Genomic DNA, 5,727 nt, shown 5'->3' on the forward strand with positions numbered 1-5,727 from the left:
GCCCCGCCCCGCACGCCGCGCGGGGGCGCGCTCCCGGCAGGCCGGAGAAGAAGCCGAGCGGGAGCCCCGTCGCCTCGACGCGACGTGAGCCCGCGTCGGCGTCGCGCGCCCGCACGGTCCCGTACCCCGCCGCCGTGTCCGCGTCCTCAGGCCGCCGCGTCGCCCGTCGCCTCGTCGGCGCCGTCGATGCGGAAGCCGACCTTGAGGCCGACCTGGTAGTGCTCGATCTCGCCGTTCTCGATGTGCCCGCGCACCTGGGTGACCTCGAACCAGTCGAGGTTGCGGACCGTCTGGGCCGCTCGCCTGATGCCGTTGCGGATCGCGTCGTCGCACCCCTCGGTGGAGGTGCCGACGATCTCGGTGACCCGGTAGACGTGCTCGCTCATCGCGTCGCTCTCCTCGCAGTCGCAGGTTCCGGGGCGGTTCGCTCCCGGACACCGCCCGCCGTGACGGGCGCCGTCCGGCGGGTGCCCGTTCCACGGTGACGCACTCCCGGCGAGGACGCGAGGCGAGGCCGTCGTGGACCCCGGGTGATCACTTCGTGTCTTTCTCGTGTCCCGGACACCCCTTGACCCCCCACAAAGGTCCATACCAAACTCGTGACACACCCGTCACGCGCCGCAGGCGTCCCCCCACGCCGGGTCCCTCCTGCCTTTTCGCGGACAGAAAGCCACCCACGTGAAGAACCGCCGCCTGCTCGCCTCCGCCGCGCTGCTCACCTCGACCGCCGTCCTGTGCGGCTGCGGGGTCCTGCCCGGCTCGGGAGGGGACCGAAAAACCGTCACCGTGTGGCTCATGAAGGACAGCGCGTCCGCCGCCTTCCTCAAGCGCTTCACCGAGGACTTCGAGAAGCACCACGACGACCTCAAGGTCGACATCGAGATCCAGTCGTGGAACGGCATCGTCGAGAAGGTCGGCAAGGCACTCAAGGGCGGCGAGGGCGTCGAGGTGCCGGACGTCGTGGAGGTCGGCAACACGCAGGTGGCGCGGTACGTCGACCAGGGCGGGCTGTACGACCTGACGCTGGAGTCGATGCGCGACCTGGGCATGGACGACTGGCTGCCGGGCCTCGCCGAACCGGGCCGCTTCAACGGCTCGCAGTACGGCGTGCCGTGGTACGCGGCCAACCGTGTCGTCATCTACAACAAGGACCTCTTCGAGCGGGCGGGCATCGCCAAGCCCCCGCGCGACCGCACCGAGTGGCTGCACGACACCGACCTGCTCAACCGGGGCGGCGACCAGGGCATCTACCTCGCCGGGCAGGACTGGTACACCCTCTCGGGCTTCATCTGGGACGAGGGCGGCGACCTCGCCAAGGACACGGGCGACGGCTGGAAGGGCAGCATCGACAGCCCCAAGGCGCGCGCGGGGATGGACTTCTACGCCCAGCTCCAGGCCCTCGGCCAGGGCCCGAAGACCGCCGACGAGGAACACCCGCCGCAGACACAGGTCTTCGCCAAGGGCGGCGTCGGCCAGATCATCGCGGTGCCCGGCGTGGCCTCGCTGATCCTGGAGCAGAACCCGCAACTCAAGGGAAAACTGGGCTTCTTCCCGGTCCCGGGCAAGACGGCGGCCAAGCCCGGCGCGGTCTTCACCGGCGGCTCCGACCTCGTCGTCACACGCCGCTCCGACGACCACGACGCGGCGCTCAAGGTCATCGCCGAACTCGCGGGGGAGCGCTGGCAGAAGGACCTCGCCAAGACGATGAACTACGTGCCCAACAAGACCACCCTCGCGGGCGCCGTCTCCGACGAGCCCGCCGCCGCCGCGATGGCCGAGGGCGCCAAGGAGGGGCACGCGACGCCCAACTCGCCGCGCTGGGCGAAGGTGGAGGCGGACAACCCGATCAAGACGTACATGACGAAGGTCCTGACGGGCGGCGACGGGGACGCGGCGGCACGCGAGGCGTCGAAGGCGATCACGAAGGCGCTGGACGTCAACAGGACGGGCTGAGGCGGGAGGGGACCGGTCCGGACGACGCCGAACGAGCTGTGGCCCCCGGCACCCAAGAGGGGCCGGGGGCGCCAGGAGGCCACAGGAAGTGCGCGGCGGCCGGGGACGCGGGATTCCCGGCCCCTGCCGACGACCCGCGTGCGCCCGACGATGCGGTCCCGCCCGCGCCTCAGTCCATCAGCACCTCCTCGAAGTCCTCCCGTGCGGCCCCGCACTCGGGACAGCGCCACTGCATCGGGACATCGATCCAGGCCGTGCCCGGAGAGATGCCCGACTCCGGGGCGCCTTGGGCCTGCTCGTAGACGTAGCCACAGAGAAGGCACAGGTGTTTCTGGCCGGCCATGGGTGATCACTCCCGCGAGACGACATACCGGCCGGAGCGCCGGAACCGCCCGAAGCCACCCGCGGCCGTCCGGAGGGAAACGCGCGCACCTGACGGGCGAACGCGTGCGGATGCTCGTCCGCGAGGGCCGGTGACGGGCGTGCCGTCGCTCACGCCACCCCCCATAGCGACAGCGCGAACCGTCCCGCGCGGTCCGTCCACCACTCGGCCGGGGCGAAACCGGCCGCGGCGAGTTCGGCGCGCAGGCCCTCGGGGCGGAACTTCGCCGAGATCTCCGTGCGCAGGTCCTCGCCCGCCGCGAACGGCACCGTGAGGTCGAGGGCCGGGATCTTCACCGTCATCTCGCGCAGCGCCCGCAACCGCATCTCGATCCACTCGCGTTCCGCGTCCCACACGGCGACGTGCCGGAAGGAGTCCGGGTCGAAGTCCGCGCCGAGTTCACGGTTGATGACGTGCAGCACGTTCTTGTCGAACTCGCTCGTCACACCCGCCGCGTCGTCGTACGCGGCGAGCAGCGTCGCCTCGTCCTTCACGAGGTCCGTGCCGAGGAGCAGCAGGTCGCCGGGTGCGAGGACGGCGCGCAACGAGCTGAGGAACGCGGCGCGTTCGAGAGGCAGGAGGTTGCCGAGCGTGCCGCCGAGGAAGGCGAGCAGCCGCGGTCCCGGCGTGTCGGGAAGGGCGAGTGGGGCGGTGAAGTCCGCGACGAGCGCGTGGACTTCGAGCCCTTCGTGGCGGGCGGCGATCGCCTCGCCCGCCTCGCGCAACGCGCTCTCGCTCACGTCCACGGGCACGTACGCGCGCAAGTCCCGCATGGCGTCGAGCAGATGGCGCGTCTTGTCGGAGGAACCCGAGCCCAGCTCGATGAGCGTGCCCGCCCCGGAAGAAGCGGCGATCTCCTCCGCCCGGTCGAGCAGGATCTCCCGCTCGGCGCGCGTCGGGTAGTACTCGGGAAGGGTGGTGATCTCGTCGAAGAGCCGCGAACCCCGGGCGTCGTAGAACCACTTGGGCGGCAGCTCCTTCGGCCGCGCCGTCAGTCCGGCACGGACGTCGGCGCGCAGCGCCTCGCCCGTCGTGTCCACGGGCAGGGTGCGGGTCAGGGCGAACGGGCTCACTGGGGCGGCTCCTTGAGCGGGGTCAGTACGAGGTCGTCGCGATCGGCTTCGAGGAGGGTCAGGTCGGGCACCGTGCGCCAGGCGGGGTCGTCGTCGTACGGCTCGGACGCGACCACCAGCAGTCCGGGCGCGCGCAGGTACGTGAGCGTGTCGCCCCACGCGGTGGCGACGATCCGTTCGCCGTCCGTCATGAGGAGGTTGAGCCGCGCCCCGGGCGCGGCCTCGGCGACCTCCGTGACGGTCGCCGCGAGGGCTTCCCCCGGCGGCACCCCCGCGTCGAGCCGCCGCCGCAGGAGTGCCCACACGAACGCGGCGTCGCAGCGCGCCTCCAGGCCGAGCAGCAGCGGCGCGGGCAGGCCGGGGACGAGTGGGGCGAGACTCTCCGGCCAGCCCGGCACCGCGCCGTTGTGGCTGAAGAGCCACCGCCCCGCCGCGTACGGCGCGCTCGCCGCCTCGTCGTCGGCGCCGGGCTCCGTCGCGTCCCGTACGGCGGCGAGCAGCGCCCGGCTGTGTACGACACGGCACAGGTCCCGTACCCCCGGATCGCCCCACAGCGGTCCCGGCCGCCGGTAGCGGGCCGGGACCGGATCGCCGTCCGCGTACCACCCCACGCCGAAACCATCGGCGTTGACCGTCCCGTGCCGCTGCGCGCGCGGCGCCCAGGACTGCCGGTGCAGCCCGTGCGGCGGGAGGAGGAGCCGGGTGCCGAGCGCTTCGGGCGCCTCGCTCAGCACCGCCACGTGCCGGCACATCAGGCGCCCTCGCCGGGGGCCGCGTCGCGCGCGGTGCGGAACCCGGCGAAGATCTGCCGCCGGACCGGGTAGTCCCAGTTGCGGAACGTACCGCGCACGGCGACCTCGTCCGCGCCGAAGGAGCCCCCGCGCAACACCTTGTACTCCGGCCCGAAGAACACCTCCGAGTACTCCTTGTACGGGTACGTCACGAAGCCCGGGTACGGCAGGAAGTCACTCGCCGTCCACTCCCACACGTCCCCGATCAACTGCCGCACACCATAAGGCGATGCGCCCTGCGGATAGCTGCCCGCCGGGGCCGGGCGCAGGTGCCGCTGGCCGAGGTTGGCGTGGCGCGGGCCCGGCGGCTCGTCGCCCCACGGGAAGCGCCGCGCCCGGCCGCTCGCCGGGTCGTGCCGGGCGGCCTTCTCCCACTCGGCCTCGGTCGGCAGCCTGCGCCCCGCCCAGCGCGCGTAGGCGTCCGCCTCGTACCAGCTCACGTGCACGACGGGCTCCTCGTCCCGCACCGGCTCGACGTGCCCGAAGCGGCGGCGCAGCCACGTACCGCCCTCGCGCCGCCAGAACAGCGGGGCACGCAGGCCCTGTTCGCGCACGAGCCGCCAGCCCTCCGGGTGCCACCAGCGCGGCTCCTCGTAGCCGCCGTCCGCGAGGAATTCCGCGTACCGCCCGCACGTGACCGGCGTCGTGTCGAGCCAGAAGGAGTCGATGTCCCGCCGGTGCGCGGGGCGTTCGTTGTCGAGCGCCCAGGGCTCCGTGGACGTGCCCATCGTGAACTCGCCGCCGGGGACGAGGACTTCGGTGGGCAGACCGCTCGTGTCGGCCGGGGCGGGATCGGGCGCGTGGAGCACCGGGGGACCCGAGCGGAGCTGGTGCGTGATGAGCATCGTCTCGTCGTGCTGCTGCTCGTGCTGGGCCACCATGCCGAAGGCGAAGCCCGCCTCGGTGAGCCCCGCGCCGAAGCCCCCGCCGCCGAAGCGCGCCGCTTCGAGCAGGTCGACGACCCGTCCGCGCACCTCGGCCGCGTACCGCCGCGCCTCCGCCGGCGGCAGCAGCGGCAGCGAGGGTCGCTCGGCGCGCGGGTGCTCGAAGGCGTCGTAGAGCGGGTCGATGTCCGGGCGCATCGCGTCCCGCCCCGCGACCGCGCGCAGCAACCACAGCTCCTCCTGGTTGCCGATGTGCGCGAGGTCCCACACGAGCGGCGACATGAGCGGCGAGTGCTGCGCCACCAGATCCGGCTCGTCGACCGCGTCGGTGAGCAGCGCGGTACGGGCGCGGGCGGTGCGCAGGCTGCGCAGGGCGAGGTCGCGCAGCGCCTCCGCGTCCTGGCCCGGTTCCTGCACGGCGGTCATGACACCACGTCCTTCCTGCCGCGCGGGGCCGTCGTGCCCCACAGGCCAGGCGCTTGGGAGAGCGAGTCGAAGGGATGGGCGAGCAGGTCGTCGGCGGGGCAGCGGCCCCGCGCCACGTACCGCTCGGTGAAACCGGCGACGAGCGCGCGCAGCGCGAGCGGGGCGCGGAGCCGTTCCAGCGCGGCGGACGCGGCGCCGAAGCACGCGCGCGCCGCCTC

General features: G+C 73.2%; 6 protein-coding genes and 1 pseudogene. 1 reads left to right on the plus strand and 6 read right to left on the minus strand.

The window, feature by feature from the left end:
- Window positions 1-146: 146 nt before the first annotated feature.
- Entirely contained in the window at window positions 147-386 is a 240-nt protein-coding gene (locus tag G3I42_RS13450) for a dodecin (protein WP_164285703.1), read from the minus strand.
- A 292-nt stretch (window positions 387-678) separates the two neighbouring features.
- Here G3I42_RS13450 and G3I42_RS13455 point away from each other — a divergent pair, with 292 nt between their 5' ends.
- Window positions 679-1,953, plus strand: coding sequence for an extracellular solute-binding protein (locus G3I42_RS13455; protein WP_164285705.1), 1,275 nt, complete (start codon window positions 679-681; stop codon window positions 1,951-1,953).
- A gap of 169 nt (window positions 1,954-2,122) precedes the next feature.
- Here G3I42_RS13455 and G3I42_RS13460 read toward each other — a convergent pair whose 3' ends face one another.
- From G3I42_RS13460 to G3I42_RS13480, 5 genes and pseudogenes are all read right to left on the minus strand, one after another.
- Complete coding sequence (locus G3I42_RS13460) at window positions 2,123-2,296, minus strand: rubredoxin (protein ID WP_203606759.1); 174 nt, start codon at window positions 2,294-2,296, stop codon at window positions 2,123-2,125.
- Window positions 2,297-2,445: 149 nt separating this feature from the next.
- Window positions 2,446-3,408 (minus strand): L-histidine N(alpha)-methyltransferase, encoded by a 963-nt coding sequence (gene egtD / locus G3I42_RS13465; RefSeq protein WP_164285707.1) that lies wholly within the window; start codon window positions 3,406-3,408, stop codon window positions 2,446-2,448.
- Entirely contained in the window at window positions 3,405-4,160 is a 756-nt protein-coding gene (gene egtC / locus G3I42_RS13470) for an ergothioneine biosynthesis protein EgtC (RefSeq protein WP_164285709.1), read from the minus strand. Before egtC ends, egtD begins: the two co-directional genes overlap by 4 nt.
- Window positions 4,160-5,509 (minus strand): ergothioneine biosynthesis protein EgtB, encoded by a 1,350-nt coding sequence (gene egtB / locus G3I42_RS13475; protein WP_164285711.1) that lies wholly within the window; start codon window positions 5,507-5,509, stop codon window positions 4,160-4,162. The genes egtC and egtB overlap by 1 nt, the downstream gene beginning before the upstream one ends.
- Window positions 5,506-5,727: pseudogene (locus tag G3I42_RS13480) on the minus strand (ergothioneine biosynthesis glutamate--cysteine ligase EgtA); the annotation flags it as partial. The gene egtB and the pseudogene G3I42_RS13480, both read right to left, overlap by 4 nt.

This window comes from Streptomyces sp. SID11385 (genome assembly GCF_010548245.1).
In the GTDB taxonomy this organism is placed as follows: Bacteria; Actinomycetota; Actinomycetes; order Streptomycetales; family Streptomycetaceae; genus Streptomyces.